Raw genomic sequence first — 25,571 nt, 5'->3', positions numbered from 1 at the left:
ACGGTTGCGTTCATACTGTTCACGGCGGGGCGCCCCGAGCGCTCGCTCACGAGGGAGTGGCATGGTCAGGACGCCGAGCGCACGCGGACCGCGCGGCAGCATCGCCGCGCGCCTGTTCGCCGTGCAGCTGCTGAGCATCCTGCTGATCGCCGCGGCGGCCGTCGCGGTGCTGGCCCTCGACGCGCGGAGCCGGGCGGGCGACGAGGCCGCCCAGCGGAGCCTCGTCGTGGCGCGGACGGTGGCCGACAATCCGTTCGTCCTCGAGTCGACGGCCGGCGCGGATCCCTCCGCGAGCCTGCAGCCGTACGCCGAGGAGGTCATGCGGGACACCGGCGTCGACTTCCTCACGATCATGGCCCCCGACCGCACCCGGTACACCCACCGCGACCGCGACCGGATCGGCCTGCCGTTCCAGGGCACGATCGAGCCCGCGCTGGAGGGGCGGACCTTCACCGAGACGTACACCGGCACGCTCGGGCCCTCCGTCCGCGCCGTCGCGCCGATCGAGGACGCCGACGGCGCGGTCGTCGCGCTCGTGTCGGCGGGCGTCACGCTCTCGGCCGTGGACGCCTCCTTCGCCGCCCGCGTGCAGGTCGTCGCGTGGGGCGCGCCGAGCGCGACCGCACCGAGCTGCAGCGGGTGAGCGGCGAGCTGGAGTCGCTGCGCACCCTCTCGGACGCGCTGCGCTCGCAGACCCACGAGTTCTCGAACCGCCTGCACACCATCGCGTCGCTGATCGAGCTCGGCCGGCCCGACGAGGCGCTCGCGTTCGCCGCCGGCGAGCTGAACCTCAGCCAGCGCCTGGCCGACCGGGTCCTCGGCTCCGTGCAGGAGCCGGTGATCGCCGCCCTGCTGCTGGGCAAGGCCGCGCAGGCCCGCGAGCGCGGCGTCGAGCTGCACTTCGAGACGCACCTCGAGCCCGGCACGCAGGGGCTGGAGCCCGGGGACCTCGTGACGGTGCTGGGCAACCTGATCGACAACGCCCTCGACGCGGCCGCCTCCTCCGCTCCGGACCGCGAGCCGTGGGTGGAGGTCTACCTCGGCCTCGCGGAGGGCGAGCTGGTGGTGCAGGTGTCGGACAGCGGCCCCGGAGTCGCGAGCGCCGCCGATGTCTTCGCGCGCGGCTACTCGACGAAGGAGTCGGACGGCTTCGGCCGCGGCATCGGCCTGGCGCTGGTGCAGCAGGTGGTGGAGCGGCTCGGCGGCTCGATCGAGGTCTCGCGCCACGTCGGCGCGGTGTTCACGGTGCAGCTGCCGCTGCCCGCGCGGGTGGCGTCGTGATCCGGGTGCTCGTCGTCGAGGACGAGCCTCTGACCGCGAGCGCCCACGCCGACTACGTCCGGCGGGTCGACGGCTTCGAGGTGGCCGCGGTCGCCGGCAGCGGCGCGGAGGCGATCCGGGCGCTGCGCGCGGACCCGGGCATCGCGCTGATCCTGCTCGACATGAACCTGCCGGACATGGGCGGCCTCGACCTCTGCCGGGCCGTCCGGGCGGCGGGCCTGGACGTCGACGTCATCGCGATCACCGCTGTCCGCGACGCCGCGAACGTGCGCGCCTCCGTCGCCGCCGGCATCGTGCAGTACCTGATCAAGCCGTTCGTCTTCAGCGCGTTCGCCGCCAAGCTCGCCAGCTACCGGTCGTACCGCGAGCGGATGCACGGCGCCGACGTCGCCAGCCAGCACGAGGTGGACGGGGCCTTCGCGGCGCTCCGCACCTCCAACGCCCCGGGTCTGGCCAAGGGGCTCTCGGCCCAGACCCTCGAGGCCGTCACCGCACTGCTGGGCCCCGTCGGCCTCTCGGCGGCCGAGCTCGCCACCCGCCTCGACATCTCGCGGGTGACGGCCCGCCGCTACCTCGAGCACCTCGCCGACTCCGGAGTGGCGGACCGCGCGCCCCGCTACGGCTCCCCCGGCCGCCCGGAGCTGGAGTACCGCCGCCGCTGAGCGCGCGTCAGGCGCCCCGCAGTGCGGCGGCGATCTCCTCCTCGATCAGGTCGTGGTTGATCGCCGCGCCCACGCGCAGCCCGTCGGCGGACGAGGCGACGACCTGCGCCATGGGCTCGACCAGCGAGCCCGCGGCGAAGACCCCGGCGACGCCGGTCCGGCCCATCGGATCGACGGCGAGGTGCCGCGCGACTCCCGACGGGTGGTCGGCGAGCTCGAGGCCGAGCCCCTCGGGGAGCCGCCCCTCGACCCGCGGGCCGACGACGAGCGCGTCGAGCTCGTGCCGCCGACCGTCGATCACCACGCCGACCAGGCGGTCGTCCTCGACGAGGACCCTCTCGACGCGGCCGGGCACCAGAGCGATCCCGCGGGCGGCCAGCGCCGCCGCCTCGTCGCCGGCGGGCGCGGGTGCGCCGTGGAGCAGGATCGACGTCCGGTCGCTGAGCTGCCGGAACATCTGCGCCTGGTGCCCGGCGAACGAGCTGCCGAGCACGCCGATCCGCAGGCCGCGCACCTCGAAGCCGTGGCAGTAGGGGCAGTGCAGGACGTCCCGTCCCCAGCGGGCGCCGAGCCCGGGGATCTCCGGCAGCAGGTCGCGGACACCGGTCGCGAGCAGGAGGCGGCGCGCGCGGAGGACCGTGCCGTCGGCTAGGGTCGCGGTCACGCCCTCGGCACCCGCGGAGGCGCGGACCGCCTCGCCCTCGACCACCCGGGCTCCGTAGCCCTCGGCCTCGGCGCGCGCCAGGCGCACCAGCTCCGTGGGCGGCACGCCGTCGCGGGTCAGCACGTTGTGAGCACCGGGCGAGGGTGCGTTGCGCGGAGGTCCGCCGTCGACGACGAGGACGTCGCGGAGACTGCGGCCGAGGGCGGTGGCGGCGGCGAGGCCGGCGAAGGAGGCGCCGAGGATCAGGACGTCGGCGGGGGCGGGGACGGACGGGCCGGTGGGGGCGTCGGTGGAGGTCATGGGTCGATGCTCCGCCGCCCCGGGCTGGGCCGCGAGGATCCGTGCCGTTCCGGCATGCGGCGCGACCGCCCGTGCCAGGATGGCGTCGTGCCCGAGACCCCGCCCGCCCCCTCCGACGACGAGCTCGTCGCCGCCGTCGGACCACGGCTCCGGCGCCTGCGCACCCGCCGCGACCGCACGCTCGCGTCCCTCGCGGCTGAAACCGGCATCTCGGCGAGCACCCTCTCGCGCCTCGAGAGCGGAGGCCGTCGCGCGACGCTGGAGCTGCTCCTCCCGATCGCCCGCGCCCTCGGGGCGCCGCTCGACGAGCTCGTCGGCGCCGCGCCGGAGGATCCCCGCGTGCACGGCCGGCCGCTGCGCCGGAACGGCATGCTCATCCAGCCGCTCAGCCGCGACGCGGGTGCGCTCCAGGCGTTCAAGCACACGCTCCCGGCCGGGCCGGTGACGGAGCCGGCGGAGCAGCGCGCGCACGAGGGCTTCGAGTGGCTCTACGTGCTGAGCGGGCGGCTCCGCCTGCGGCTCGGCGAGCACGATCTGGTGCTGCCGGCCGGCGAGGCCGCCGAGTTCGACACCCGGGTGCCGCACTGGTTCGGCCGCGCCGACGAGCAGCAGGTCGAGTTCCTCAGCCTCTTCGGCCGCCAGGGCGAGCGGATGCACGTGCGCGCGTCCACGCGCCGCTGAGCGCGGTCACGCCTCGCCGAGCACCTCGCGCGCGAAGCCCTCGGTGCGCGCCCGCAGAGTCGCGATCCGCTGCGCTCGCGCCGCCTCGAGGTCGAAGCCGATGTAGGCCACCGATGGGCGCCGCCGCACGTTCACCGAGCACTCGAAGCGGGAGCAGACGAGCGTGCCGAGCGAGTCCCCCGCCCGCCCGGCCGCTCCGGCCTTCCGCGCCCCGAAGAAGACGACGTCGTTCGGGAGCTGCACGTCGCGGCACCACGAGCACTGCGCCCGCGAGCGCGGCAGGGCGTCGGCCTGGGTGAGCAGGACCCCGACGAGGCGCTCCTCCAGCGGCACGACGACGTAGGCGCGGCGGCCCATCCTCCGGTCGCGCCAGCCGAGATGGTCGATGACCGACCAGTCCAGCGCGTCGAAGTCCTTCGGCAGCGCGAGATCGGCGACCTCCTTGCGGGAGGCGTTGACGAAGGACTCGCGGATCTCGGTCTCGGTCAGTGGCTGCATGGCGCTTCCGAGCCTAGGCCGGGATCAGCCCAGGTGGGCGACGGCCTCCTTCGGAGCATGGGCGAGGAACTCCTCCTTCTTCACCCGGATCATCGCGACGGCGACGACGGAGGCGACGACCAGTCCGATCGCGGCCGCGACGAAGACCGCGGAGTAGCCGTCGACGAAGGCGACCGGCGACTGCTGCTCGCCCGCGACTCCCGCGTAGAGGGTCGTGAAGATCGACAGCCCGATCGAGCCGCCGATCTGCATGGCGGCGTTGGCGGTCGCTCCGGCGGCACCGGCGTCGTGGGCCGCGACTCCGGTGAGCGCGAGGTTCTGCAGCGGCACGAAGACCATCGCCATGCCGATGCCCAGGAGGATCAGCGCGGGCAGCACCTCGAGGAGGTAGCCACCGTCGGGGGTGATGCGGCTCAGGTAGAGGAGCCCGGCCGCCGCGATCAGCGGGCCGACGATCATCAGCACGCGCGGGCCGGTGCGCGGCAGCAGCTTGGCGGCGACTCCCGCGACGATCATGATCGTCACCGTCATCGGCAGGTTGGCCAGGCCCGCCTCGAGCGGCGGCAGGCCCAGGACCAGCTGCAGGTGCAGGGTCAGGTAGAGGGTGGAGCCGATCATCACGCTGCCGACGATCGCCTGGACCAGGAAGGCTCCGCCGCGGACGCGGTCGGCGACGATGCGCAGCGGCAGCGACGGGTGGTCGGAGCGGGCCTGGATCCGCACGAAGAGGGCCAGCAGCAGCACGCCGACGAGGAGGAAGCCGAGGGTGTCGACGCGGAGCCAGCCCTGCTCGGCGAGGGTGAAGCCGTAGACGACGCTCGCGAGCCCGAGCGCGACGGTGATCGTCCCGGCGACGTCGAAGCGGTTGCGCCCCTCCGCGCGGCTCTCGGTGACGAGCAGCTGGCCGGCGATCGCGCCGACCACGACGACGGGGACGTTGACGAGGAGGCACCAGCGCCAGTCGGCGAACTCGGTGAGCAGCCCGCCCAGCACGAGGCCGACGGCGGCGCCCGCTCCGGCGACCGCTCCGAAGACGGCGAAGGCCGTGCCCCGCTCGCGGCCGGAGGGGAAGGAGACGGTGAGGAGGGCCAGAGCGGCCGGAGCGAGCAGCGCGGCGAAGGCGCCCTGCAGCCCGCGGGCGGCGATCAGCTCGGTGCCGGAGGTGGCGAGGCCGCCCCAGGCGGAGGCGGCGCCGAAGCCGATCATCCCGATCAGGTAGGTGCGCTTGCGGCCGGTGTAGTCGGCGATGCGGCCGCCCAGGAGCAGGAGCGCGCCGAACGCGAGGGCGTAGGCGGTGACGACCCACTGGCGCTCGACGTCGGTGAGGCCGAGGTCGGCCTGCGCGGCGGGGAGGGCGATCGTGACGATGGTGCCGTCGAGCACGACGACGAGCTGCGTGAGCGCGAGGATCACGAGCACCCACCAGCGGCGGGCGGAGGAGGGAGCGGACGGGGAGGGCATGGCGGCCTTTCACACGGAGCGGAGCGGGACCGGCGGGTCCGGATCCGAGCCGCGTCATCGGGGCCGAACCACCCCAACCAGTTGGTTGGGCGAAGAAGAGTGTATCGTTCGAGCGCCCGGAGGTGAACCATGGAGCCGACATCCGATGCGGCGCTGCCCGCGCGCGAGCGGATCCTCCGCGCGGCCTCCGTCGAGTTCGCCGCCCACGGCTTCGCGGGCGCCCGGGTCGACCGTGTGGCCACGGCGGCGGGTCTGAACAAGGAGCGGCTCTACGCCTACTACGGCGGCAAGCGCGGCCTGTTCGTCGCGACCGTCGTCGAGGCGCTCGGCGCTCTCGACGAGACGCTCCTCGCCGAGGCGGCGGACCTCCCCGACCTCGCGGGCCGCATGTTCGACCACGTGTGGGAGCACCCGGAGTTCCTGCGCCTGCTCACGTGGGCGCGCCTGGAGGGAGCCGGCGTCTGGGAGGAGGCCGGCGAGCAGCTCGGCGGGGTCCCCGCCCCCGAGGCCCGGGTCCTCGAGTGGCAGCGCACCGGCGTCGTCGACGCGAGCTGGTCCGCCGACGACCTCTTCATCGCCCTCCTCGGCCTCTGCGAGATCTGGCACCTCACCCCCTTCGCCTCCCGGGGCGGGGAGGAGACGCGCGACCGCCGCCGCGCCTTCGTCGTGCACGTCGCGCAGCTGGTGGGCGCACCGCGCTGAGGCCGACCCCTCCCCCGGCAACGGAAGCGACGTCGGCATCTCCGATCCGGACGCGGTGGACGGGGCGGCTCATCCCTCCGAGCCGGAACCCGACGGATCGGAGGAGACTGGGAGGTCCCGCGGATCCGGCTTCGGGACGACCCCTTCATCGCCCGGAAGGACCGCGCCCGCCGCGCGCTGAGCCTCGTCCTCGAGGAGGAGTGATTCGAAATCGCCGGGCGCGCACGGCATCTCCGCCCCGATCATGTACATCTCCTCGACAGCGCCGGTGACGAAGCTCGCCCGCAGCACCGGTCCGCCCTGCCCGTAGACCGTCGGGCGCGGAGTCGAATCGGTCACTCTCACCGTCATCCCCAGAGACTCCCAGTAGTCCGCGACCTTCCGCGCATCCCCCTCGACATCGGTGCCCGCCGGGGCCCACCAGGCGTAGCTGTAGCTCGCACCGCTCACCCGGTCGCCGGGGCCGCACACATCGGGCCTGGCCGCGCCGCTCCGCGGCCACCACCCCTCCACATCGAGCCGCCCCGCGGAGTCCCGCACGAACTCCACCACCCGATCCCGACCCTCCCGAGGACTCATCGTGCTCACCGGTCTCGCCTCCTTCTCCGTTGCACAAGCGTTCATCGACATCACGAGCAGAGCGGCGACGGTCAGCGCGACGCCCGTCCGCTGAGGAGAGCCTCTACCCGCCATGGGAGGCTCCCACGACCGCCTTCTGGAAGGCGGTCGGTCCGAGCGGCCGGTTCTCGGTCAGCAGGTCGAGTCGCCGGGAGACGGCCCACGCCGCGTTCTGCAGGGACTCGGTGTTCGTGTCGAGGTACCCCGCGAGATCGCCGTCGTCGCTCTTCAGCGCAGCGTGATCCGTCACGATCCTCCCGGCGTCGCCTCCGGTCTCCACACCGAAGACGCGCGCGCCGAAGTCCTCGTCAGCGGGATCTGTATGGTGGTTCCAGCTGAAGGCGCGGCCCATCCACGCGGCCTCGTCGCCGCTCTCGGTCTCGCCGAGGTACTTGTCCCGCGCCTGCCCCGCGAAGACGGATTCCGCGTGCAGGTCGCTCGCCTCGTCGACGCTGTCCGGGAGGCCGGCCGAGCCCAGCGTCACGACGACCCCGAGCTCGACGTCCGAGCGCGAGGCGGCGACGGCCATGACGGTGCTGCCGTAGGAGTGGGCGACGACGTTCGGCTTCGGCAGGTCGTCGCCCCGGACCGCGGAGAGCCCCTGGACAGCCGAGGCGAGTGCGGCGCCGCCGGCGACGGCCTGGTTCGAGGTGAGGACGTCCATGCCGTTCCCGCCGAGCCGCGCCATCGGCGGGGTCTCGTAGCCGATCCAGGAGACGACGGCGCTGCCGGGCGGGAGGAGCGACTGCAGATTCTGCGACGCCTTCGCCCATCGGGTCATGCTCTCCGTCGTCTGCCCCATCCCGGGGACGGCGTAGGTGACGTTCGTGGCGGTGTCGGGATCGCCGATCGAGACAGCGGCCAGCGGAGGCTCGTCGGCGGTCAGGGAGACGAGGAAGCGCGAGTCCTGACCGAGACCGCGCCGCAGCGATGCCCGCACGTCCCTCAGCGCCACCAGCTGCGACTCCACCGCCGCGAGTCGCTCCCCGTCGCCCGCCTTCCCGCGCAGGCCCGCCGCCTCGCTCCTCAGCGCCACGATCCGCGCCCTCAGCGCCCTCTCGTTCGCCCTCACCCGGGCGCGGTAGGGAACACCCTCCAGATTCCCTATCACCCCGGGCAGACCGGCGACCAGCGCCTCCTGCTGCGGCGAGAAGCGCGCGCCGTCCGTGGAGTCGAGGCTCCGCCACCAGTCGTTCACGAGGGTCGGAGCCAGTCGCCCGAGGCGGGCCGCGAGATCGGGCGACGCGGCGAGGAGTGTCGCGAGATCGTCGGACGAGAGCGCCGCGAGGGAGTCGAGCAGGCTCCGGCCGCCCCGGGGCCGCGCCAGGGTGCCGACGGCGTCGAGGACGGGAACGGAGAGCGCCGCTCCCCCGGCGGCGGTGAAGGCCAGGGAGATCTGCTCGACCCAGGTCGCGTCGGCCGCACCGATCGACAGCAGCTCGCGGAAGCCCCGGAGCACCGAGAAGGACTCGACCGGCGCCCACGAGCAGCGGTTGCCGAAGGCTCCCCAGGCGGCCATCAGATCCTGGAGCCGGGAGCGCATCGCCTCGTCCGCCTGCCGGGTCTGCGAGACGAAGACGTCGAGGCGCTCGGGGTCGGCGGAGGTCGTGCCTCCCGCGGCGGGGCCGCCCGGGGACGTGCGGGGCACCGACCGGGGGGAGAACAGCGCACGGATCGGCGGAGGCACGACCGGCCGATCGGACGGCGGCCGGTCGACGACCTCGTCGACTCCCGCCGCGAGGGCCGCGACCGGATCGAGGCGGCGCTGCTGCTCGCGCTCGTCCGCCCGCCGCTCCCAGGCCGCGTACTCCTCCCGGCGCCGACGCTCCTCCTCGGCCTTCCGTGCCACGAGCCGAACCGTGTCGGCGAGCTCGTGCAGCTCGGCGCTCAGCCGACCGCGGTTCTCCCTGTCGCAGAGGCGGACCCGGCGGAACAGCTCGGCGTACGCGCCGCGGAACTCGCCCAGTGCGTACTCGGCAGCGACGGACCTCAGCAGCTCCTGGGAGGCGAGCGCCTCCGCCGCCTCGTCCGAGGCGCGGACCAGCTCCGCCGCTGCTGCATGGTCGAAAGAGAACAGGGTCATCGCCTCCTGAGTGAGAACATCTCAGGAAATGTAGAACGACCACGACGGCGTCGGCACCGGGTGGCGCGAGACGGCGCGCGGTCAGCGCGCCCGCGCCGCGTCCGGCGGCACACAGAAGTGGCGCGGACCGCATCGGTCCGCGCCACTCGTTCAGATCACGCGGCTCACTCCGCCGCGGTCAGCCGCTCCAGGTACCCCGCGAACGCGCGCAGGTCCTCCTCGGGCCATGCGCTCAGCGCCTCCTGCATCCGCTGCCGCTGACGGCCGCCGAGGTCGCGCATCCGCTCGCATCCGGCCGCGCTGAGCGAGAGGAACCGCGCTCGGCCGTCGGCGGGATCGGAGGTCATCTCGACCAGGCCCAGCTCGGCGAGCTGGCGGGCCTGGCGGCTGATCGCGCTGCGGTCGACCCCGAGCCGCTCCGCCGCGGCACCGGAGTGGACCGGACCGCAGCGCTCGAGGATCCGCAGCAGCCGCAGTCCGAAGGGCGGCAGCGCCGGGTCGATCGACGCCGCCGCGTCCCGGACGGCGAGGCGCACCTGGACGGCGAGCACGGTGATCTGCTCCTCGACCTCGTGCAGCGCCTCGGCCGAGGGCGCGGCGGCGGGCATCAGGAGCGCTCGATCACGTCGACGGAGCCGGTGGGAGCAGCGTGCCGGGCGTGCCCGACCGGCTCCTCCTGCCGCTCCTCGTCGGCGTGGCGGCCGTGTCCGACGGGAGTGGCCTCGCGACCCTCCCGGGCGTGCGTCGCGTCGTCCGTCCGCCGGGCCTGGCCGACGGGGCGGAGCGCCGCCTGGCCGTCCGAGGCGGCGATGAGGGCGTCCTCCGCGGCCTGCAGCGGAGTGGTCGGCTCCGCCTTGAGCTGCACCGCGTTCTTCGAGCCGAGGCTCACGTTGGGCAGGAGGACGACGGCGATCAGCGTGACCACGGCGAGCGGGATGCTGTAGAGGAACACGTCGCCGACGCCGATCCCGTAGGCGCTCTCGACCACGACGCGCACGGCGTCGGGCAGGGTGGCCGGCTGCGGGATCGTGCCGCTGCCCAGCGCCTGCGCGGCGAGAGCCTGGTCGGCGGGAGCGAGACCCGCGATGCCGGTCTTGATGCGGTCGGCGATCACGGTGCCGAGCATCGAGCCCAGGACCGAGACTCCGACGGTGCCGCCGAGGCTGCGGAAGAACGTGACCGCGCTGGTCGCGACGCCGAGGTTCTTCACCTCGATCGAGTTCTGCACCACCAGGACGAGGTTCTGCATCAGCATGCCCAGGCCGGCGCCGAGGACGGCCATGTAGAGCCCGACGAGGACCAGGTCCGTGTCGTAGCGGAGGGTGCTGAGGAGGGAGGTTCCGATCACGGCGAGCACGCCGCCGCTGATCATGATCGCCTTCCACTTGCCGGTGCGCGAGATGATCCCGCCGAAGATCGTCGAGGCGATCAGCAGGCCGGCCATCATCGGGATGGTGAGCAGGCCCGACTGGGTCGGCGTGGCTCCGCGGGCCAGCTGCATGTACTGCGCGAGGAAGACGGCGACGCCGAACATCGAGACGCCGACCGAGATGCTCGCCACGACGGCGAGGCTGAAGGTGCGGTTCTTGAACATCCCCATCGGGATGATCGGCTCGGCCACGGTGAGCTCGGTGATCACGGCGGCGATCAGCAGCACGACGGCACCGCCGACCATGACCGCGGTCTCCCACGAGGCCCAGTCGAAGTTCTTGCCGGCGAGGGAGACCCAGATCAGCAGGAGCGAGACGCCGCCCGCGATGAGCACGGCGCCGAGGTAGTCGATCCGCACCTTCCGCTTGGGGTGCGCGGGGAGGCGGAGGGTCATCTGGAGGAGGACGATCGCGACGATCGCGACGGGCATCGCGATGAAGAAGTTCCAGCGCCAGCCGAACGCGTCGGTCACGACGCCGCCCAGGAGCGGGCCGCCGACGGTGCCGATCGCCATCACGCCGCCGAAGAGGCCGGCGTACTTGCCGCGCTCACGGGGGCTGATGATGTCGGCCATGATGATCTGGCTCAGCGCGGCGAGTCCGCCGGCGCCCAGGCCCTGGAACACGCGGAAGACGATCAGCATGTTCGTGTCCTGCGAGAAGCCGGCCAGAGCGGAGCCGATGACGAACAGGCCGAGGGCGAGCTGGATCAGCAGCTTGCGGTTGAACAGGTCGGCGAACTTGCCCCAGAGCGGAGTGGAGACCGTGGTCGCGAGCAGGGTCGCGGTGACGACCCAGGTGTAGGCGTTCTGGTCGCCCTTGAGGTCGGAGATGATCCGGGGCAGCGAGGTCGACACGACCGTGCCCGCGAGGATCGAGACGAACATGCCCAGCAGCAGGCCGCTGAGCGATTCGAGCACCTGGCGGTGCGACATGGCGCCGTCCGGCCCGGCGGGGGCGTGCGGCGCGGTGGTTCCGCGCAATGCGGCGCGGTGTTCGGGGTGTGACATGGGCTCCTCTTCAGCACGGCGGCGGTTCTAGTTGACCGCGATCAACTATTGACCGAGAGCAACTATATAGCCGGGCGTCACGAATCTCCAGTGGCACTCTGCTGCCGTCCAGGCGCCGCTCCGGCCGCGCCTATCCTCGGAGCATGGACAACATCGATCGGAAGATCCTCGATCTGCTGCGCCAGAACTCCCGCGCGGGCTACGGCGACATCGGCGGCGTGGTCGGGCTCTCCGCCTCCGCGGTGAAGCGCCGCGTCGACCGCCTCGTGGCCGACGGCGTGATCCGCGGCTTCACGATCAAGGTCGACCCCGCGGTCGACGGCATGGCCACCGAGGCCTACGTCGAGCTCTTCTGCCGCGGCACCGTCGCTCCGGACGAGCTCCGCCGCATCCTCTCCGCGGTCCCCGAGGTCGTCGACGCGGGCACGGTCACCGGCTCCGCCGACGCGATCGTCCACATCCGCTCGCGCGACATCCCCAGCCTCGAGCTCGCCCTCGAGAAGGTCCGCATCGCGCCCAACGTCGACCACACGCGCTCCGCGATCGTCCTCTCCCGCCTCATCCAGCGCAGCGAGGCCTGACGGATCGCGCCACCTCCTCGACGAGCGTCGCGACCGCCTGGTACTCCATACCTGTATGGTAAATCCAGGAGGGCGAGCATGAGCGACAGGGAACAGGCCGATACGGCGGCACGACGGAGACGGCGCATCTGGCTGATGCTGCCGGCTCTGTTAGTCGGCGTCCTGGCCGGGCACCTCGTCGCGACCGCGGTGGGCGCCGAGGATCCGTGGGACGTCGTGGTCACCGCCGCCGTCGCGGCAGCGGTGGCGTCCGTCGTCCTCGCCCTCGTCGACCGGCGGCGCTGAGCCCTCCCTCCTGGATCGGAATCCGAGGGAGGGAACGACGATGGAACGACAGAGGACGAGCACGGCACTGGTCGCGGCGGCGGCCGCTCTGCTGGCGGTGCCGCTGTTCACAGCGCAGGCCGCGCACGCCGAGCCGGCGAGGCAGGAGACGAGCAGCCGGGTGCACCTCGAGGCGCGGGGCGGATCGGCGTCGACGGTGACCTTCGACGTCACCGACGGCACGCGGATCGTCGAGCTGGCGGGCGGCGGGGTCGGCTTCACGGACGGCGCCGAGACGTCCGACGCACTCCCGGAGAGGATCGACGTCGGACGCGGCCGCACCGTGTCGGGCCACTGGTCGATCGACGACTCCGACACGCTCACCTTCCACTTCGCCCCGGACTCGGCGTCCCGCTCCGCGGTGGGCGGCCTGAACCGGAACAGCGACTGGAGCTCGCCCGAGTGGGGCCACTGCGTCGCCGGGAGCGGCGTCAGCGGTGCCGCGACCGGCGGGGTGATCGGCGCGATCTCCGGTCCCGGCGCGATCGCCTCCGCGACCGGCGGGCTGCTCGCGGGGATCATCGGCGGAGCGATCACCTGCTGAGCGCCGCCTCCTGAACGACCCGGATCAGGCGGGCGTGTCCGCTGCGGTGTGGACGCGCTCGCCGCCGATCCAGGTGCCCAGCACCCGGGTGTCCCCGATCGCCCGGGGGTCGCCGGCGAAGGGGTCCCGGTCCAGCAGGGCGAAGTCCGCCGCGAGTCCCACGGCGATCGAGCCCGACTCGCCCTCCAGGCCGTTCACCCACGCCGAGCCGGCCGTGGCGGCGGAGAGGGCGGTGGCGAGGTCGAGGCGCTGCTCCGGGAGGAACACCTCCTCGCTCCACCCCGGCTCGCGCTCGGACGGCGCCGAGAGCCGGTTCACCGCGACGTGGATCGCGGCGAGCGGGTCGGGCGTCGACACCGGCCAGTCGCTCCCCGCGGCGAGCACCGCGCCCGAGCGGAGCAGGTCGCCGAAGGGGTACTGCCACGAGCCGCGCCGCTCACTGAGGAACGGCAGCGTCAGCTCCACCATCTGCGGCTCCAGCGAGGCCCACAGCATCTGCAGGTTGGCCGCGACGTCGAGCGCACGGAAGCGCGGCAGGTCGTCCGGATGCACGACCTGCAGGTGGGCGAGGTGGTGGCGGTTGCCGCGGCGCCCGTTCGCCTGGATCGCCCGCTCGACGGCGTCCAGGCACTCGCGCACGGCGCGATCGCCGATCGCGTGGAAGTGGACCTGGAACCCGGCCGCGTCCAGGAGCGGCACGGCCTCGTTCAGGAGGCGCGGGTCGACTATCGAGAGGCCGTCGCCGTGACCGTGGCCGCCGTGCCCGTCGAGGTAGGGCTCGAGCATCGCCGCCGTGAAGTTCTCGGCGACCCCGTCCTGCATGATCTTGACGGTCGTCGGCGCGAAACCGTCGGCGGCGAGCGCCGCGCGCCGCTCGACGAGCTCCGGGATCTGCTCGACGCCGCGGCCTCGGTCCCAGCACAGCGCACCGCGGACGCGCCCGGTCAGCTCGCCGCTCAGCGCCGCGCGGCGGTACACCGGACCGGGGTCGCCCACATCGCCGTAGGAGCCGATGATCGCGTCCTGCCACGCCGTCACTCCGAACGAGTGCAGGGTCTCCTGCCCGAGGAGCAGCGCGCGGTGGAGCTCGTCCGCGCTCGCGGGCGGGAGGTGGCGGCGGACCGCGTCCATCGCCTCCTCGTGCAGGGTGCCGGAGGGGGTGCCGTCGGCCAGGCGCTCGATGCGGCCGTCGGCGGGGTCCGGCGTCGTGCGGTCGATTCCCGCGAGGCGCAGTGCGGCGGAGTTGACCCAGGCGCCGTGCCCGTCGGCGTTGGTGAGGAAGGCGGGCCGGTCAGGGACGACCGTGTCGAGCTCGCGGGCGGTCGGGGTGCCTCCGGGGAAGTCGGGCAGGTTCCAGCCGCCGCCGAGGATCCACTCCGCTCCGCTCTCCCGAGCCGCGTACCCGGCGACCGTCGCCAGGTGCTCGGCGGGCGACCCTCCCGCTCCGAGCCAGCAGCGCAGCAGCGCGGCGCCGCCCCAGACCGGGTGCACGTGGGCGTCCTGGAAGCCGGGGACGAGCATCCGGCCCTCGAGGTCGACCACCTCGGTGCGCGGCCCGATCAGGTCGGAGGCGTCGGCGCCGACCGCGACGATCCGCCCTCCGACGACAGCGACGCCGTGCGCTCGGGAGCGCACGGCGTCGGCGGTGAAGACGGCGCCGCCGGTCAGGACGAGATCGGCGGCGCGCACGGGTTCAGAAGCCCGCGGGAGAGAAGGCCTGCGTCATCAGGGAGAACAGCGACACCGTCCAGCCGATCGCGATGAGGAACGACACGACCACGACGCCGAGGAAGACCCAGAGCGGGAGGAGGCCGCCGCCGGTCACGCGCTTCACGACCACGCTGCGGCCGATCACGTAGACGTAGGGAGCGGCGAGGAAGGCCCACGCCCAGTGGAACGGACGCTGCAGGCCGGCTCGCTTCAGCTGGCGCCAGTCGAGGAAGGCGAAGACGACCTCCGCCGCGTAGATCAGGAAGCCGACGACCTGGAGCACGCCGAGGCCGACGAGGTAGGCGGTCGACATCCCCATCGAGGAGCTCGGCCCGTAGGTCGAGGCCATCGACGAGTCGACGATCGCGCTCGGCGGGAGGAGGAAGATCGACAGCGCCGAGAGCAGCGGCAGGAGGACCACCACCCAGATCCACGGGGTGGACGTGACGATGCTCGTGTCGCGCTGCTGCACGGGTGCTCCGGGAGCCGCGGCGTAGGCCGGGTACTGCGGCTGCGGCTGGCCGTAGGGCTGCTGCGGCTGCTGGCCGTACTGCTGGGGAGCCTGCTGGCCGTAGCCCTGCTGGCCGTAGCCCTGCTGCCCGTAGCCCTGCTGCCCGTAGCCCTGCTGCGGGTCGGCGGACGACGGCTGCTGCGGATACTGACCCGAGGCCGACTGCCCGTAGCTCGTCGCCGCTCCGCTCGACGTCTCCCCGTAGGCGGGACGCTCGGCGGGCGGCGCGGGCGGAGTCGGTGCGGTCGGCGGAACGGGAGTCGCGGCGGCCTGCGCCGACCCGCTCTCGGCCGGGGCGGTGGGAGTGGCCGCCGGCGCGTCGCGGAGCGACTCCGTCCAGCCGGTCCCGTCCCACCAGCGCTGACGGGACGAGCCCGCCGGGTCCGGGTACCACCCGGCGCGGGGTCCGGAGGCCTCGCCGCCCGTGCTCGCGCCCTGGTCCGTGCCGGTTCCGTTGTCGTCCGTCATGGCGTCCTCCACTCCCCTCCGGGCGTCTGCCCGCGATCTCGGACCACCGTAGCGCCGCGACACGATGCATGGCCTGAGGGCGGGCTGATCGCGCGCTGTCCGAGCGCTGTCCGCTCCGGCAGACGCCGGAGGCCGCCGACCGCCAGGATGGACGCATGCCCCACCTCCTCCGAGCCCGCGCCGCCCTCTTCGACATGGACGGGACGCTCGTCGACTCGACGGCCGTCGTGGAGACCATCTGGGGTGCCTTCGCCGAGCGCTTCGCTCTCGACCACGACGCGGTGCTCGGCGCCGTTCACGGTGTCCGCGCCGCCGACAGCGTCCGCCGCTTCGCTCCGGCCGGCAGCGACGTCGACGCGATCGTCGCGGAGCTCGACGCGTACGAGCTCGAGCACACCGAGGGCACCGTCGAGATCCCCGGCGCGACGGCGTTCCTCGCCTCACTCCCCCGCGAGCGCGTCGCCCTGGTCACGTCCGCGAGCCCGGCACTGGCGGCCGCCCGTCTGGCCGCGGCGGGCGTCCCCTCCCCCGACACCGTCGTCACCGCGCACGACGTCGCGAACGGCAAGCCTGCTCCCGACGGCTACCTCGCCGCCGCGGCCCTGCTCGGCGTCTCCCCCGAGGACGCGCTGGTGTTCGAGGACGCCGAGGCCGGCATCCGGGCGGGTCTGGACGCCGGCATGCGCGTCATCGTCGTCGGGAGCCACGAGAGTGCGAGCACCCGGGGGCTGCCCCGGATCGCGCACTACTCCGACGCGCACGCCGCGCTCGAGGGCGAGGAGCTCGTCGTCACCCTCGGCGGGCCTCAGTAGCGGATCGCGTCGATCACCTTCACCCGCACGGCGACGATCGCCGGCACCAGGCCCGCGAGCGCGCCGACGAGGGTCGCCGCCCCGAGCCCGAGCAGCGCCGCCTCGGCCGGGAAAGGCGGGATGTCGGCGATCCCGTTGTCCTGCACGAAGGCCACCGTCCACGGGTTGGTGACGAGGATGACCGCGATCGTCACGCCGACCACTCCCGCGACGACGGTCGCCACGACGCTCTCCATCATGATCGAGAAGAAGATGCGGCCGGAGGAGGCGCCGAAGCTGCGCCGGATGCCGATCTCGCGGATCCGCTGCCGGACGGTGACCAGGGCGATGTTGAGCAGTCCGAGCGCGCCGAGCGCCAGCACCAGGCCCGCCACGCCGCCGATCACCCAGGTCAGCACGCCGAAGGGGTCGGAGTCGTAGACCAGGTAGTCCTGCCGGTCGACCGACACCTCGAAGTCGGATCCCAGGGCGCCGGCCACGTCGCGCTCCACCGCTGCGGCGAGGGGCTCGGCCAGGTCGAGCGGCACCCACATCTCGTAGTTCGGCACGCCCTGCCCGCCGAACTGCGGGTCGGCGTCGCGGGCGACCGCCGGGTAGGCGTCCGCGAGCATCATCATCGACGGATCCGTCTCGAATTGCGAGGAGGGAGTCACGCCGACCACCACGCCCGTGACGTCGCGCTCGGAGCCGAGCAGGGTGACCACCGGGTGGGTGCGCAGATCCGGGCTCCCGATCCGCTCCCAGAAGCGCTCGTTGACGACGAGTGCGGGAGCGAGGCGCTGGGAGTCGCGGGCGGTGAACCAGGAGCCGTCCACGATCTTCAGCCGGTGCATCTCGGCGAAGGGCTGGTCGACCGCCTGCACCGCGACGTCGACGGCGCCGTCGGCGAACTGGACGCGCGCACTGCCGTAGGTCGAGCGGCTCGCGTAGGTGATGGAATACCGCTCCAGCGCACCGGTCCACGCGGCCTGGAGTGCGTCGGCATCCACCTCGGCGGTGCCGGTGCCGGAGGTGTAGGCGGAGAGGAAGAGGCTCGCCGGGCGCCCGCTGGAGCGCTCGGCCTGCTCGATGCTGGCCTGGCGGGCGATGCCACCGGCGGCGACGACCGCGGTCAGGGCGGCGACGGCCACCGCGACTCCGATCAGCGAGAGCAGCACGCGGCCGCGGTGGATCCGCAGCTCGGTCCACGCCTCGACGATCGCGCCGGCGATCCCGACGAGCACGCGCATCAGACGACTACCGCCTCGGCGACGGGGCCCGCATCCGCGGTCGAGCCCAGTCGGCCGTGGTCGAGCCGGTAGTGGCGCTCGGCCCGCGCCGCGATGGCCGGGTCGTGGGTGATGGTGACCAGCGCGGAGCCGGACTCGCGGGCGATCTCGTCGAGCAGGCCCATCACGCTCTCGCCGGTGTCGGTGTCGAGGGCGCCCGTCGGCTCGTCGGCGAGGATCAGCCGCGGTCGGCGCACCAGGGCGCGGGCGATCGCGATCCGCTGCTGCTCGCCGCCGGACATGCGCCCGGGCATCGAGTCCACGCGGTGCCCGAGGCCGACCCGCTCCAGCATCTCGGCCGCGAGGTCGCGGCGGCGCCAGAACTCCGATCCGGTCGCGTAGAGCAGCGGCGTCATCACGTTCTCGCGGGCGGTCCGCCCCTCCAGCAGGTTGAACTGCTGGAAGATGAAGCCGATGCTGCCGCCGCGGATGCGCGCGCGGGCCCGCGAGGACAGGGTTTCGGTGGGAGCACCCTCGAGCAGCATCCGCCCCTCGGTGGGCTCGTCGATGAGTCCGAGGATGTTGAGCAGCGTCGACTTGCCGGAGCCGCTGCGCCCCACGACCGAGACGTGGTCGCCCTCGCCCACCTCGAGATCGACGCCGTCGAGGATCGTCAGCGGCGGTGCGTCGGGCAGCGGGACGACCTTGCGGATCCCCTCGAGCCGGAGGATCGTCACGAGCAGAAGACCGAGCCGTCGGGCTGCGCGATGCAGTCGCCGCCCAGCTGGACGTCGGGAGCCGCCTCCTCCGCGCCCGGCACGAACTGCAGGAGCTCGGCGCCCTCCTCCACTCCGCCGGTGATCTCGACGGAGCTGCCGTCGGTGAGTCCCAGCGTCACCGGGACCTCCTCGGTGCTGCCGTCGTCCGCCCGGCGGAACACGACGCCGGACTGGGCGGTGCCCTCGACCGCGGTGGTCGGCACGACGAGGACGTCCTCCGCCTTGCCTCCCGCGAGCGTCACCGAGGCGGCGAGCCCGGGGAACACGGTGACCTCCGTCGGCACCTGGCAGGTGAAGCTCGTGCCGGAGCCGCCGGTGGAGGTTCCACCGCCGCCGCCGTCCGTCGCTCCGCCGGTCGTGCCGCCCTCGCCGGCTCCGGCGAGAGGGGTGCTGATAGTGAGGTCGGTGCAGGTGAAGCCGGCGGGCCCGCCGGTGATCGCGACCTGCGCCTCCGTCGGCCGGTTCTGGATGCGGTAGAGCTGCTGCGCGTCGATCGTGCCGGTGACGGCGTAGCTCGGCGGCGCGACCTGTCCGGTCACCTCGCCGACCGTGACGGCCTGGTCGTGGATGACGCCGAGCGCGCTGAGGGTGCCGCCGGTCGCGGCGTAGACCCGCTCGAAGCGCACGGAGGGCTCCTGCTGGGTGAGGGTGACGGCGCCGTCCGGGCCGGTCGTCTCGACCGGGTCGCGCGGAGTCTCGACGCGGATGTCGTAGATGAGATCGCCCGACGCGACGGCCGCGCCCTGCTGCACGTAGACGTCGTCGACCGTTCCGGCCGCCGTCGCCTTGAGCGGCACGGCGGGGTCGGCGGCGACGGTGCCCTGGAGGGTGAGGTCGTTGGTGACCGTGCCGCGGGCGACCGTGACGGTCGGCTCGGTGATCTCACCGGTCGGCTGCGTCGGATCGGCCTCGGCCGCGCCGTCCGGGAAGAACGCGATCTTCACCAGGGCGATGCTCGCCGCTCCGATGATGACCATCCACACGATCGGGAACACCCAACGCCGAACCGCACCCATCAAGTCCCCCGACTCCGCTTTCCAGAGCGCTCCGCCGTGGGGCGCCGGAGTCAGCCTATCCGGCGACGAGGTGGCGTCCCGGACCGTGGCGCGCCCGTCAGCCGACGAGCGCCGCGACGATCGAGGCGACGCGGCGCGCCCTCGTCTCGGCGGCCTTCGCGCCCTCGACCGACGTGACGTGGGCCTTCCGCGCGCTGGGCGAGAGCGCGGCGAAGCGCTCCACAGCGCCCGCTGAGGCCAGCGCGGACGCCAGGTCCTCCGGCACGACGACCTCGCGCGGCGCGGTGTCGAGCTCGATCACGACGTCGATCGCGTCACCGCCGGCGAGCTGCGTCTCGCGGCGCTTCTCGGCCGAGAACGGGATGAGCGCGCGTCCGCCCATCGCTCCGACCGTGCTGGTGAAGCGGTAGCCGTTCACCGTCACCGCGACGGCGGGACGCTTGCCGCCGCCGAGTGCCTCGAGGACCTCGGGCGGCACCTCGATGCCGGTGTTGTTGCCGATCCGGAAGAGCGTCGTGGTGAACTGCACGAGGCGATGATGGCACGGACTCCGCGTGTCGCGCGGCCGATCGCCGTACGGATGCGGAGGGCCGTCGACTCGATCCTCGTCGACCTCCCGTTCACGGATCCGGAGCGCTCGAGGGCGTTCTCCCCGGCGCTCGGCCGGACCCTGGATCTCTTTTTCAGCCCTGAATCCTCTGTTCAGCGGCGACGCCGCCTGCTCCGTCGCCTCCGAGCACGTGTCCGCAATGCTCCTCCCGCACCCCTCCTTCTCGACCTCCAGGTCGAAGGAGATCATCGACGCGCGCTCCCAGGTGCAGGCCCTCTTCGCGGTGAGCGTCGGCAGTCGGGAGGAGGTCGGGAACGGGCCGGCCTCCAGCGGCGCCGAGCCGGTCGCGGTGCAGGACCTCGGCTCCATACGGGCGCGCGGCCTCGAGGACCCTGACGGCCACGTCCGGGAGTCCCTGTACACGGATCCGGCCGCGGCCGAGGCCGGTCCGCCCCGGGAGTGAGGGGTCGGTGCGCTCAGCAGGAGCGGGTGTCGGGGTCTCCGAGCGAGGAGCGCACGGCGTCGACCGTCATCCTGCCCTCGGGGTCGAGCCGGGCGAGCATGCGCGACATGATGTCGGCCAGCTGCGGGATCTGCTCGGCGTCGAGCGGATCGATGACGTCGGCCAGCACGGTCGCGACGTGACCGGGCGCCGTGTCGACGATCTTCTGGAGGCCGGCGTCGGTGAGCACCGCGTTCGTGGCGCGGCCGTCGGAGGCGCAGGGGCGGCGCTCGAGGTAGCCGCGGGCGACGAGGCGGGTCACCACGTGCGAGAGGCGGGGCAGGGTCGCGTTGGTGCGGGCGGCGAGCGTGGTCATCCGGAGGGCGCGGTCGGGCGCCTCGGACAGCATCGCCAGCGTCAGGTACTCGAAGTGCGTGAGCCCCGCGTCGCGCTGCAGCTGCGAGTCGAGGGCGCCCGGCAGCAGTTCCACGACCGCGATGAAGCGCAGCCAGGCGTCGAGCTGATCGGGCGTCAGCCAGCGTGTCTCGGGCGCACTCATCCCCCCACCCTACCCACTACTTGCCGCGACAAGTAAGTCCCCCGGTCGCCCCTCGTCGAGCCGCGTCCCGAGGCTCCGTCGGGAGGCCGACCCGCGCCCGCCTGATGCCACCATCCCCGCAAGCACCGCCCCCGAGGCGAACCAGCGATCCGGGTACCAGCGGATCGCTGCAGCCGAACGCACCCCGCCCCTCAGAACGCACCCCGTCGAGAAGCCGACCGCGCCACGCCCGTTCACACCATCCCCGCGAGCACCGTCCCCGAGTCGAACCAGCGATCCGCGTACCAGCGGATCGCTGTAGCCGAACGCACCCCGCTCCTCAGAACGCACCCCGTCGCGAAGCCGACCGCGCCACGCCCGTTCACACCGTCCCTGCAAGCACCGCCCCCGAGGCGAACCAGCGATCCGCGTGCGAGCGGATCGCTGTAGCCGAACGCCCCCCGCTCCACAGAACGCACCCCGTCGAGAAGCCGACCGCGCCACGCCGGTCAGGGACGGGCGTGGAATCGACTACAGCACGTCGTCGCTCAGATCGATCGGGTTGCCGAAGCGGTGGTTCGTGATCGAGATCGCCTGCTCGCGGAGGAAGGGCAGCAGTTCGACGCGGCCGGCGGGGGTGACCGGGTCGGCGTAGACGGCGGTGTCGAGGGCGCCGCCGAGGGCTTCGGCGAGGGCGGTCGCGAGGGGGACGCGGGATCCGTCGGCGCGGGTGAGCGGGACCGGCGTGCCCGTGCTGCCGCGGGTCATGCCGGCGACGACGTCGGTGAAGGAGCCGGTCGAGTCGGACGATCGGCGGACGACGGCCTGCTGTCCGTGCGTCGGGCTGCCGGGGGCCTGCGGGCCCGCGTAGCCGTCGACGCGGTCGGAGACGATGTCGCCGATGATGCGGATGCGCGGGGCCGTGATGCGGCCGGCCGCGGCGCGCTCGAGCCACTGGGCGTCGGTCTCGACGACGATGCGCGGGACGAGGCCCGCCATCTCGGCGAGCTCGTCGCCGCCGAGCATCTCCTGGACCCGCGGCGGGAGCGGGAGGGACGTGGAGATGTCCATCCGGGAGCGGGTCAGCAGGCCCGCGGCGATGACGCGGAGGAGCTCTCCGAGGTCGCCGCCGTCGGCCAGGCGCAGCGCGATCGGCACGCGGAGGTAGCGGAACAGGTTCCGCTCGACGCCGACCTTCGAGATGTCGGTGACGACGCCGAACTCGGTCGCCCAGGCGAGCTGGTCGGAGAGGGCGGAGCGGCGGAGCAGGTCGAACTGCTCGAACCGGAGCGAGGACTGGGCCGCCTCGATGAACTGGCGCGCGCGGTCGTCGAGGCCGCGCAGGTGCAGCGTCGAGGAGGAGCGCGCGGGCGAGGGCTTCCAGGAGCCGAGGCCGATGAGGTGGTTGGGTCCGCCCGCCTTCGCGCCGCCGCCGACGGACGAGCGCTTCCAGCCGCCGAAGGGCTGGCGCCGGACGATGGCTCCGGTGATGCCCCGGTTGACGTAGAGGTTGCCCGCCTCGACCGAGTCGATCCAGAGGGCGAGCTCGTCGGCGTGCAGGGAGTGGAGCCCGGCCGTGAGCCCGTACTCGGTGCCGTTCTGCATCCGGACGGCGTCCTCGAGGGTCGCCGCGTGCATGATCCCGAGCACCGGGCCGAAGAACTCGGTGAGGTGGACGTAGCTGTCCTCGGTGACGCCCTCGCGGATCCCGGGCGACCAGAGCGTGCCGCTCTCGTCGAGCCGCTGCGGCTCGACGAGCCACGACTCGCCTCCGCCCAGCGTGGTGAGCGCGTGCAGGAGCTTGCCGGTGGGCTCCTCGATGAGCGGCCCCATCACCGCCGACGGGTCGTCGGGCCGGCCGACGCGGAGCGACGTGACGGCGTCGACCAGCTGGGCGCGGAAGCGCTTGGAGCGGGCGACCGAGCCGACCAGGATCACCAGGGAGGCGGCGGAGCACTTCTGGCCGGCGTGCCCGAAGGCGCTGCGGACGATGTCGGCGACGGCGAGGTCGTAGTCGGCGTGGGGAGTGACGATGATCGCGTTCTTGCCGCTGGTCTCGGCCTGCAGTGCGAGGCCGGGCCGCCAGGAGCGGAAGAGGCGGGCGGTCTCGTAGGAGCCGGTGAGCAGCACGCGGTCCACGAGGGGGTCGGTGATCAGCGCCCGTCCCAGCTCCTCCTCGTCGAGGTCGACCAGGGCGAGGAGCTCCTGCGGGACGCCCGCGTCCCAGAGCGCCTCGACGAGCACAGCCGCCGAGCGGCGGGCCTGGGGCGCCGGCTTCACCACGACTCCGGAGCCGGCGGCGAGCGCCGCGAGGATCGATCCGGCCGGGATGGCGACCGGGAAGTTCCACGGCGGAGCGACGACGGTGACCCGCGCGGGGACGAAGGTGGCCCCGGTGACGGCGTCGAGCTCGCGGGCGCGGGTGGCGTAGTAGTGGGCGAAGTCGATGGCCTCGGAGACCTCGGGGTCGGCCTCGGCGATCGTCTTGCCGGTCTCGGAGGCCATCACCTCGATCAGGCGGTCGCGGTTCGCGGCGAGGACGAGGCCGGCGCGGTCGAGCACGGCCGCTCGGTCGTAGCCCAGGCGCTCGCCCCAGCGCTCCGCGCGGCGGGACACCGTGCGCAGCACCTCCTGGAGCTCCGCCTCGGTGCTCACGCGTGCGGCGTCGGCCGTGCCCGCTCCGATGGTCGACCCGGCGATGCGCTCGGTGATCAGGCGCGCCCAGCGTCGGTTGCCGGGGAGGGCGGGGTCGGTGTCGGGCTCGTTGTGGAAGCCCGCGGTCGCGGCGGCCGAACCGGAGCCGCGGCTGAGGCCGAGGACGGCCTGCGTCAGGCCCGCGGCGGCCGGGTCCTGCGCCCGCTCGCCGGCGCGGGCGTGCTCCTGCACGAGGCGGCGGCCGGAGCCGGAGGACCACTCCCGCAGGCGGTCCTGCGTGCGGTTCGGCGGCGGGACGGAGTCGTCGAGGGCCTCGAGCGAGGCGCGGAAGCGGCCGAGCTCCCGCTGCAGCACCTCCTCGTCGTCGAGGCGGAACGCGGCCGAGAGGAAGTTCTCGGGGCTGCTGTTCTCCTCGAGCCGGCGGATGAGGTACGAGATGGCCACGTCGAACTCGTGCGGGTGCACGACGGGCGTGTAGAGGAGGAGGCGTCCCACGTCCTCGCGGACGGCGCGCGCCTGCCCGGTCGCCATCCCGAGCAGCATCTCGATCTCGACCGCGCCGGTCACCCCGCGCTCGGTCGCCGTGAGCCACGCCCAGGCGAGGTCGAAGAGGTTGTGCCCGGCGACGCCCACGCGCACCGCGTCGACGCGCTCCGGCCGCAGTGCCCGGTCGAGCAGGCGCTTGTAGTTCGTGTCGGCCTCCACCTTGCTGCCGACCGTCGCGAGCGGCCAGTCGTGCAGGGCCGCATCGACCCTCTCCATCGCGAGGTTCGCGCCCTTCACGACGCGCACCTTGATCGGGGCTCCGCCGCGGGCCCGGCGCTCCTGCGCCCACTCGGTCAGCTCGTCGAGCACGCGGACGGAGTCGGGCAGGTAGGCCTGCAGGACGATGCCCGCCTCGAGGTCGAGCATGCCCGGCTGCTCGAGGAGGCGCCGGAACACGGCGACCGTCAGATCGAGGTCGCGGTACTCCTCCATGTCGAGGTTGACGAAGGTGGGGTCGGCTCCGGACGCGGCGGCCTGGTAGAGCGGGGTGAGACGCTCCACGACGCGGTCGACCTCCTCCTCGAAGGCCCACATCGACAGCTGGCTGACGACGCTCGAGACCTTGACGCTGACGTAGTCGACGTCCGGCCGCTCGAGCAGGCGGAGGGTCCCCTCGAGGCGCCGGCCGGCCTCGCGCTCGCCGAGCACGGCCTCGCCGAGGAGGTTGAGGTTGAGCCGGTCGCCGCCCTCGCGCAGCGCGGCGACGGCCGCGCCGAGACGGGCCTCCGAGGCGTCGACCACGAGGTGCCCGACGAGGCGGCGGAGGACCCGGCGGGCCGCGGGCACGACCACCCAGGGCAGCACGGGGCCGACGGCGCCGCCGGTGCTGATCGCCGCGCGCAGGTAGGAGGGGAGGAAGGCGGGCGTCTTCGCGGTGAGCGCCGCGAGGTTCTCGGCCGCGACCGAGAGGTCCTCGGGCCGGGCGACGCCGTCGACGAACCCGACGGCGAAGTCGAGTCCGTTCGGGTCCTGGAGCACGCCCGCGAGCCGCTGGGCGGCGGGCTCGACCGGGAACTCGCCGCTGCGCGCGATCCAGCGGCGGACCAGGGACTCGACGCGCTCGATCATCGGGCGGTCGTCGACCTCGGGCTCGGCGGCGGCGGGCGCGGCGTGCTCCGACTCCGACGCGGCGTCGGGCCCGCGCAGGACCTCGTCCTCAGCGTCGCGCACGACCTCGTCCTCGGCATCGGGCTCGCTCACGGCCTCGTCCTGAGCGTCGCGCACGACCTCGTCCTCGTCCTGGATCTCGGACTCGCGCACGGGCTCGTCCTCAGCGTCGGACTCCTGCGCGTCCCGAGGCTCGGGCACGTCCTCGGGTGCGGACTCCGGCGCCGGCGCGACCTCGGCCCCGCTCCCGGAGTCGCGGGCCTCACCGGCCTCGACCTCGTCGTCCGACCCCGTGCCGCCCTCCGGCGTCCGACCACCGACCGTCGCGTCGACGCCGCTCCGCACGGCCGCGTCGTCGGGCTCGCGCTCCGGGTCGCTGCCGGGCACACC

Annotated in this window: 25 protein-coding genes; 10 read left to right on the top strand and 15 right to left on the bottom strand. The window is 73.6% G+C overall.

The window, feature by feature from the left end:
• Positions 1-61 precede the first annotated feature (61 nt).
• From C5B93_RS17805 to C5B93_RS08475, 3 genes are read left to right on the top strand one after another with little or no spacing between them, the layout of a single operon-like run.
• A complete protein-coding gene (locus C5B93_RS17805; RefSeq protein ID WP_308471254.1) occupies positions 62-643 on the top strand; it encodes a hypothetical protein in 582 nt (193 codons plus the stop codon).
• Entirely contained in the window at positions 601-1,281 is a 681-nt protein-coding gene (locus C5B93_RS17800) for an ATP-binding protein (RefSeq protein WP_308471253.1), read from the top strand. Before C5B93_RS17805 ends, C5B93_RS17800 begins: the two co-directional genes overlap by 43 nt.
• Positions 1,278-1,943 (top strand): response regulator, encoded by a 666-nt coding sequence (locus tag C5B93_RS08475; RefSeq protein WP_104223809.1) that lies wholly within the window; start codon positions 1,278-1,280, stop codon positions 1,941-1,943. The genes C5B93_RS17800 and C5B93_RS08475 overlap by 4 nt, the downstream gene beginning before the upstream one ends.
• A 7-nt stretch (positions 1,944-1,950) precedes the next feature.
• Here C5B93_RS08475 and C5B93_RS08470 read toward each other — a convergent pair whose 3' ends face one another.
• Positions 1,951-2,907, bottom strand: a complete 957-nt coding sequence (locus tag C5B93_RS08470; RefSeq protein ID WP_104292226.1) for an NAD(P)/FAD-dependent oxidoreductase — start codon at positions 2,905-2,907, stop codon at positions 1,951-1,953.
• Positions 2,908-2,994: 87 nt separating this feature from the next.
• Between C5B93_RS08470 and C5B93_RS08465 the strand changes: the two genes are divergently transcribed.
• The gene (locus C5B93_RS08465; protein WP_258068177.1) at positions 2,995-3,588 is read left to right on the top strand and encodes a helix-turn-helix domain-containing protein; all 594 of its coding nucleotides are present in this window, start codon (positions 2,995-2,997) and stop codon (positions 3,586-3,588) included.
• Positions 3,589-3,594: 6 nt separating this feature from the next.
• On the opposite strand, the gene C5B93_RS08460 is transcribed toward C5B93_RS08465, so the two are convergent.
• Both C5B93_RS08460 and C5B93_RS08455 read right to left on the bottom strand, forming a co-directional pair.
• The gene (locus C5B93_RS08460; RefSeq protein ID WP_104222848.1) at positions 3,595-4,086 is read right to left on the bottom strand and encodes an FBP domain-containing protein; all 492 of its coding nucleotides are present in this window, start codon (positions 4,084-4,086) and stop codon (positions 3,595-3,597) included.
• Between the two features lie 24 nt (positions 4,087-4,110).
• Entirely contained in the window at positions 4,111-5,547 is a 1,437-nt protein-coding gene (locus C5B93_RS08455) for an MFS transporter (RefSeq protein WP_104292224.1), read from the bottom strand.
• Between the two features lie 129 nt (positions 5,548-5,676).
• Between C5B93_RS08455 and C5B93_RS08450 the strand changes: the two genes are divergently transcribed.
• The gene (locus C5B93_RS08450; protein ID WP_104267158.1) at positions 5,677-6,249 is read left to right on the top strand and encodes a TetR family transcriptional regulator; all 573 of its coding nucleotides are present in this window, start codon (positions 5,677-5,679) and stop codon (positions 6,247-6,249) included.
• 69 nt (positions 6,250-6,318) lie between these two features.
• On the opposite strand, the gene C5B93_RS08445 is transcribed toward C5B93_RS08450, so the two are convergent.
• The 4 genes from C5B93_RS08445 to C5B93_RS08430 all read right to left on the bottom strand — a co-directional run bounded on the left by C5B93_RS08445 (position 6,319) and on the right by C5B93_RS08430 (position 11,315).
• On the bottom strand, positions 6,319-6,942 hold the full coding sequence (locus C5B93_RS08445) for a hypothetical protein (RefSeq protein ID WP_104292223.1): 624 nt from the start codon (positions 6,940-6,942) through the stop codon (positions 6,319-6,321).
• Positions 6,932-8,950 (bottom strand): alpha/beta hydrolase, encoded by a 2,019-nt coding sequence (locus tag C5B93_RS08440; RefSeq protein ID WP_104292222.1) that lies wholly within the window; start codon positions 8,948-8,950, stop codon positions 6,932-6,934. Before C5B93_RS08440 ends, C5B93_RS08445 begins: the two co-directional genes overlap by 11 nt.
• A 164-nt stretch (positions 8,951-9,114) precedes the next feature.
• Positions 9,115-9,558 (bottom strand): MarR family winged helix-turn-helix transcriptional regulator, encoded by a 444-nt coding sequence (locus C5B93_RS08435; RefSeq protein WP_104222853.1) that lies wholly within the window; start codon positions 9,556-9,558, stop codon positions 9,115-9,117.
• Complete coding sequence (locus tag C5B93_RS08430; protein ID WP_104292221.1) at positions 9,558-11,315, bottom strand: MDR family MFS transporter; 1,758 nt, start codon at positions 11,313-11,315, stop codon at positions 9,558-9,560. The genes C5B93_RS08435 and C5B93_RS08430 overlap by 1 nt, the downstream gene beginning before the upstream one ends.
• Positions 11,316-11,533: 218 nt before the next feature.
• Here C5B93_RS08430 and C5B93_RS08425 point away from each other — a divergent pair, with 218 nt between their 5' ends.
• The 3 genes from C5B93_RS08425 to C5B93_RS08420 all read left to right on the top strand — a co-directional run bounded on the left by C5B93_RS08425 (position 11,534) and on the right by C5B93_RS08420 (position 12,839).
• Entirely contained in the window at positions 11,534-11,971 is a 438-nt protein-coding gene (locus C5B93_RS08425) for an Lrp/AsnC family transcriptional regulator (RefSeq protein ID WP_104222855.1), read from the top strand.
• A 78-nt stretch (positions 11,972-12,049) separates the two neighbouring features.
• Complete coding sequence (locus C5B93_RS16945; protein ID WP_146078466.1) at positions 12,050-12,256, top strand: hypothetical protein; 207 nt, start codon at positions 12,050-12,052, stop codon at positions 12,254-12,256.
• 40 nt (positions 12,257-12,296) lie between these two features.
• Positions 12,297-12,839: a hypothetical protein gene (locus tag C5B93_RS08420; RefSeq protein ID WP_104292220.1), complete on the top strand. Its 543-nt coding sequence runs from the start codon at positions 12,297-12,299 to the stop codon at positions 12,837-12,839.
• Positions 12,840-12,863: 24 nt separating this feature from the next.
• Here the strand turns inward: C5B93_RS08420 and C5B93_RS08415 are convergent, their stop codons facing one another.
• Both C5B93_RS08415 and C5B93_RS08410 read right to left on the bottom strand, forming a co-directional pair.
• Entirely contained in the window at positions 12,864-14,528 is a 1,665-nt protein-coding gene (locus C5B93_RS08415; protein WP_104292219.1) for an amidohydrolase, read from the bottom strand.
• A gap of 4 nt (positions 14,529-14,532) precedes the next feature.
• On the bottom strand, positions 14,533-15,528 hold the full coding sequence (locus tag C5B93_RS08410) for a DUF2510 domain-containing protein (protein WP_146078465.1): 996 nt from the start codon (positions 15,526-15,528) through the stop codon (positions 14,533-14,535).
• Between the two features lie 155 nt (positions 15,529-15,683).
• On the opposite strand from C5B93_RS08410, the gene C5B93_RS08405 reads away from it, so the two are divergent.
• On the top strand, positions 15,684-16,340 hold the full coding sequence (locus C5B93_RS08405; RefSeq protein WP_104292217.1) for an HAD-IA family hydrolase: 657 nt from the start codon (positions 15,684-15,686) through the stop codon (positions 16,338-16,340).
• Here C5B93_RS08405 and C5B93_RS08400 read toward each other — a convergent pair.
• The 4 genes from C5B93_RS08400 to C5B93_RS17630 all read right to left on the bottom strand — a co-directional run bounded on the left by C5B93_RS08400 (position 16,334) and on the right by C5B93_RS17630 (position 19,872).
• Positions 16,334-17,569 (bottom strand): ABC transporter permease, encoded by a 1,236-nt coding sequence (locus C5B93_RS08400; protein WP_104255330.1) that lies wholly within the window; start codon positions 17,567-17,569, stop codon positions 16,334-16,336. The two genes, C5B93_RS08405 and C5B93_RS08400, sit on opposite strands and share 7 nt — an antisense overlap.
• A complete protein-coding gene (locus C5B93_RS08395; RefSeq protein WP_104249893.1) occupies positions 17,569-18,285 on the bottom strand; it encodes an ABC transporter ATP-binding protein in 717 nt (238 codons plus the stop codon). Before C5B93_RS08395 ends, C5B93_RS08400 begins: the two co-directional genes overlap by 1 nt.
• Positions 18,282-19,304: an efflux RND transporter periplasmic adaptor subunit gene (locus C5B93_RS08390; RefSeq protein ID WP_104246912.1), complete on the bottom strand. Its 1,023-nt coding sequence runs from the start codon at positions 19,302-19,304 to the stop codon at positions 18,282-18,284. Before C5B93_RS08390 ends, C5B93_RS08395 begins: the two co-directional genes overlap by 4 nt.
• Before the next feature lie 136 nt (positions 19,305-19,440).
• Complete coding sequence (locus C5B93_RS17630) at positions 19,441-19,872, bottom strand: YdeI/OmpD-associated family protein (RefSeq protein WP_104283156.1); 432 nt, start codon at positions 19,870-19,872, stop codon at positions 19,441-19,443.
• 211 nt (positions 19,873-20,083) lie between these two features.
• Between C5B93_RS17630 and C5B93_RS08380 the strand changes: the two genes are divergently transcribed.
• Positions 20,084-20,356, top strand: coding sequence for a hypothetical protein (locus C5B93_RS08380; RefSeq protein ID WP_146078464.1), 273 nt, complete (start codon positions 20,084-20,086; stop codon positions 20,354-20,356).
• Positions 20,357-20,369: 13 nt separating this feature from the next.
• Here C5B93_RS08380 and C5B93_RS08375 read toward each other — a convergent pair whose 3' ends face one another.
• Positions 20,370-20,894, bottom strand: coding sequence for a MarR family winged helix-turn-helix transcriptional regulator (locus tag C5B93_RS08375; RefSeq protein WP_104292215.1), 525 nt, complete (start codon positions 20,892-20,894; stop codon positions 20,370-20,372).
• A gap of 510 nt (positions 20,895-21,404) precedes the next feature.
• A complete protein-coding gene (locus C5B93_RS08370; RefSeq protein ID WP_104292261.1) occupies positions 21,405-25,142 on the bottom strand; it encodes a proline dehydrogenase family protein in 3,738 nt (1,245 codons plus the stop codon).
• Positions 25,143-25,571: the final 429 nt, after the last annotated feature.

The sequence above is a fragment of the Rathayibacter sp. AY1A2 genome, from assembly GCF_002930935.1.
In the GTDB taxonomy this organism is placed as follows: domain Bacteria; phylum Actinomycetota; class Actinomycetes; order Actinomycetales; family Microbacteriaceae; genus Rathayibacter.
The sequence above is the reverse complement of the archived record's forward strand: the minus strand, read 5'-3'. Positions and strand labels throughout refer to the sequence as shown.